The sequence below is a fragment of the Streptomyces sp. NPDC057543 genome, assembly GCF_042801895.1.
Classification (GTDB): Bacteria; Actinomycetota; Actinomycetes; order Streptomycetales; family Streptomycetaceae; genus Streptomyces.
This window is the reverse complement of sequence record NZ_JBHVFF010000481.1, coordinates 1-3686: the sequence shown is the minus strand read 5'-3', so window position 1 is coordinate 3686 and position 3686 is coordinate 1. Positions and strand designations below refer to the sequence as shown.

The following is a 3686-nucleotide window of genomic DNA, read 5'->3' as shown; positions in this document are numbered from 1 at the left end:
GCTTCTCACCGCGCCGTCGGCTGTCGGGCCCGAACGGCCATGGCCCCGCCCGGACCCACCCGCGCCGCCGCGGCGGCCGCGCCCACCAGCCCCGCGTCGGTGCCCATCACCGCCGGGGCCACCCTGAGGTGCTGGACGAAGGAGAGCGTGGCGTACCTCCGCAGGGCACGGCGCAGCGGAGCGAAGAGGATGTCGCCCGCACCGGCGACTCCCCCGCCGATCACCGCGATGTCGATCTCGACGAGTGTGGCAGTGGCGGCGATCCCGGCGGCCAGCGCCTGCGCGGCACGTTCGAACGAGGCGGTGGCGACAGGATCCCCGGCCCGCGCGGCAGCGGCCACGGCGGCGGCCGAGGCGTCGCCGTCCGGTCCGGGCCGCCAGCCGGTCTCCAGCGCCCGGCGGGCGATGTTCGGTCCGCTGGCGATGCGCTCGACGCAACCGCGTGAACCGCACGGGCACGGGTCGCCGTCCAGATCCACGCTGACGTGGCCGATGTGCCCGGCGTTGCCCGTGGGGCCGGGGTGCAGCTTTCCGCCGAGGACGAGTCCGCCGCCCACACCGGTCGACACGACCATGCACAGCGCGTTGTCGTAGCCGCGGGCCGCGCCCAGCCAGTGCTCGGCCGCCGTCATCGCGACTCCGTCGCCGACCAGCTCGACGGGCAGTCCACCGACCGCCTTGCCGACGCGCTCCGCCAGCGGGAAGTCGCGCCAGGCGGGGACGTTGACGGGACTGACGGTACCGGCCGAGGCGTCCACCGGGCCCGCGCTGCCGATGCCGACAGCCGCCGCCCCTCCCCACAGCGGCGAGCCGGACAACTCGGCCAGGACCTCCGTCACAGCCCCCATCACCGTCTCGGCGCTCTCCCGGGCGGGCGTCGGCCGCTGCGCCCGTACGAGAAGCGCGCCGCCGCCGTCCACCAGCGCAGCGGCGATCTTGGTTCCGCCGATATCCAGCGCGGCGACGAGGTCGGTATGCATCGGTGTGGCTCCGTGATGAGTCGGGGTACGGGACCTGCGGCTTCAGTATCAGTCTGCTCAGTCTCCATTCAGCTGACAACGTTGTCCAGGGCCTATGCTCGACGGCACAGCCTCCGGCCTCTCCGTAGCACCGTTCGCGGGCCCGCCGGACCACCCGCACCCGACGACAGGACAGCGCACCGTGGCCGAGACCGCCCGTCACTCCGAGACCCGTTACGGCAACCGGCCGACCATGAAGGACGTGGCCGCTCGCGCCGGAGTGGGCCTCAAGACGGTCTCCCGTGTGGTCAACAGTGAGCCGGGGGTCACGCCCGACACCGAACGCCGGGTCCAGGAGGCCATCGAGGCGCTCGGCTTCCGCCGCAATGACAGCGCGCGCGTCCTGCGCAAGGGCCGCACCGCCTCCATCGGGCTCGTCCTGGAGGATCTCGCCGATCCGTTCTACGGGCCCCTGAGCCGCGCGGTGGAGGAGGTCGCCCGGGCACACGGCGCCCTGCTCATCAACGGGTCGAGCGCCGAGGACCCGGAGCGTGAGCAGGAGCTGGTCCTGGCCCTGTGCGCGCGCCGGGTGGACGGTCTCATCGTGATCCCGGCCGGCGACGACCACCGCTATCTGGAGCCGGAGATAAAGGCGGGCGTCGCCACCGTCTTCGTGGACCGCCCCGCGGGCCGGATCGACGCCGACATGGTTCTCTCCGACAGCTTCGGCGGCGCCCGCGAGGGCGTCGCGCATCTGATCGCGCACGGCCACCGCCGGATCGGCTTCATCGGCGACCAGCCGCGCATCCACACCGCCACCGAGCGGCTGCGCGGTTACCACGCGGCCATGGCGGACGCAGGGACGGCGGTGAAGGACTCCTGGGTCTCCCTCGGTTCGACGGCCCCCGACCGGGTCCGGGCCGCGGCCGAGGAGATGCTGTCCGGCCCCGAGCCCGTCACCGCACTGTTCGCGGGCAACAACCGGGTGACGGTGACGGCTGTACGTGTCCTCGCGGAGCAGGAACGACGGGTCGCCCTGGTCGGCTTCGACGACATCGAGCTGGCCGACCTGCTCGGCATCACCGTCATCTCCCAGGACGCCGCCGCCGTCGGCCGCACCGCCGCGGAGCACCTCTTCCGCCGCCTGGACGGCGCCGACCACCCCCCGGCCCGCGTGGAGCTCCCGACGACGCTCGTCCCGCGTGGCTCGGGCGAGCTGCCGCCCGCCTGAGCCACGGGGCGCCGCGGTTACGGCGCGGTCACCGTGAGCCCGCCCCGGCGCGGCGACGCGAAGGCGTCCAGGTCCGCGCGCGTCAGCCCGGTCAGCCGGGCGACCTCGGCGGTGTCCAGGGCACCGCAGTCGATGCCGCGCAGGAGGTATCCGCTGAGCGCCTTGGCGGTGGCGGGTTCGTCCATGACGTCGCCGCCGGCCTTCGCGACGTACGCGGCGAGCCGCCCGGCAGCCTGTTCCAGGCCCTCGCGGTAGAAGGTGTACACGGCCGCGTAACGGGTCGGCAGGTGGCCCGGGTGCATGTCCCAGCCCTGGTAGTAGGCGCGGGCCAGCGCGCGACGCGTGAGGCCGTAGTGGAGCCGCCAGGCGTCGTGGACCTGATGGGTGGGACCGACCGGGAGGACGTTGGTGGAGCCGTCGCAGACCCGTACGCCGGTGCCCGCTGCGGCGACCTGCATGACGGCCTTGGCGTGGTCGGCGGCCGGGTGGTCGCTGGCCTGGTAGGCGGGACTGACGCCGACGCAGGCGCTGTAGTCGAAGGTGCCGTAGTGCAAACCGGTGGCGCGGCCCTGCGCGGCGTCGATCATGCGGGCGACGGCCGCGGTGCCGTCGGCGGCGAGGATGGACTGGCTGGTCTCGATCTGGATCTCGAAGCCGAGCCGCCCGGCCGGCAGGCCGTGCGCCTGCTCGAACGCTTCGAGGAGGCGCACGAAGGCGGTGACCTGCTCGGGGTACGTCACCTTGGGGAGGGTGAGGACCAGTCCGTCGGGGAGGCCTCCCGCCCGCATCAGGCCGGTGAGGAAGATGTCCGTGGTACGGATGCCGCGGTCGCGTACGGCGGCCTCCATGCACTTCATCCGGATGCCCATGTACGGGGCAGCCGTTCCGTTCTCGTACGCCTCCGAGACGAGCCGGGCGGCGCGGGCCGCGGCCTCGTCCTCCTCGGCGTCGGGGCGGGGGCCGTAGCCGTCCTCGAAGTCGATGCGCAGGTCTTCGACGGGCTCGCGCTCCAGCTTGGCGCGTACTCGCTCATGGACGGGGGCGGCGAGCTCGTCCGGAATGCCGAGCGCGGTGGCGAACGAGGCCGCGTCGGGGGCGTGTTCGTCGAGGGCCTTCAGTGCCTGGTCGCCCCAGGACCGGATGGTGCCGGAGGTGAACGCGTCGCCGGGGACGTAGACCGTGTGGACCGGCTGGCGCGTGCCCGGGTCCCCCGGGTAGCGGCGGGCGAGCTCGGCGTCGACCGCGGTGAGGGAAGCGCTGATCTCCTCGCTGACCACACCGGCGAGACTCGTTGCCACCTTCTCCTGCTGTCCCATTTCCACACCCTCCACAGTCACGTTGTTTCCGCTTCCCGGAATCAACAATCCGTATAGTGAAGTTATAAGGCCGTCGGACCTGCGTCAATGCTGATCCAAAACGGTCCGGGGCCGTGTGGTGGGGGGGACACCACGCGGCCCCGGACCGTCGGGACGCTGTTCGAAGGGGGCGGGTCAGCC

At 72.9% G+C, this 3686-nt stretch carries 3 protein-coding genes; 1 reads left to right on the top strand and 2 read right to left on the bottom strand.

Going from position 1 to position 3686, the window contains the following annotated elements; translation table 11 throughout:
* Nucleotides 1–5: 5 nt before the first annotated feature.
* On the bottom strand, nt 6–980 hold the full coding sequence (locus ACFU8Q_RS40135) for an ROK family protein (RefSeq protein ID WP_384464749.1): 975 nt from the start codon (nt 978–980) through the stop codon (nt 6–8).
* A gap of 181 nt (nt 981–1161) precedes the next feature.
* Here ACFU8Q_RS40135 and ACFU8Q_RS40130 point away from each other — a divergent pair, with 181 nt between their 5' ends.
* Complete coding sequence (locus ACFU8Q_RS40130; protein WP_384464752.1) at nt 1162–2190, top strand: LacI family DNA-binding transcriptional regulator; 1029 nt, start codon at nt 1162–1164, stop codon at nt 2188–2190.
* A 17-nt stretch (nt 2191–2207) separates the two neighbouring features.
* Here ACFU8Q_RS40130 and ACFU8Q_RS40125 read toward each other — a convergent pair whose 3' ends face one another.
* Nucleotides 2208–3506, bottom strand: coding sequence for a DUF6986 family protein (locus ACFU8Q_RS40125; protein ID WP_384464746.1), 1299 nt, complete (start codon nt 3504–3506; stop codon nt 2208–2210).
* Nucleotides 3507–3686: the final 180 nt, after the last annotated feature.

Bases quoted from the DNA above. Each gene is read 5' to 3' on its own strand.
- ACFU8Q_RS40125 (WP_384464746.1), bottom strand. From the start codon at position 3,506: ATGGGACAGCAGGAGAAGGTGGCAACGAGTCTCGCCGGTGTGGTCAGC.
- ACFU8Q_RS40135 (WP_384464749.1), bottom strand. From the start codon at position 980: ATGCATACCGACCTCGTCGCCGCGCTGGATATCGGCGGAACCAAGATC.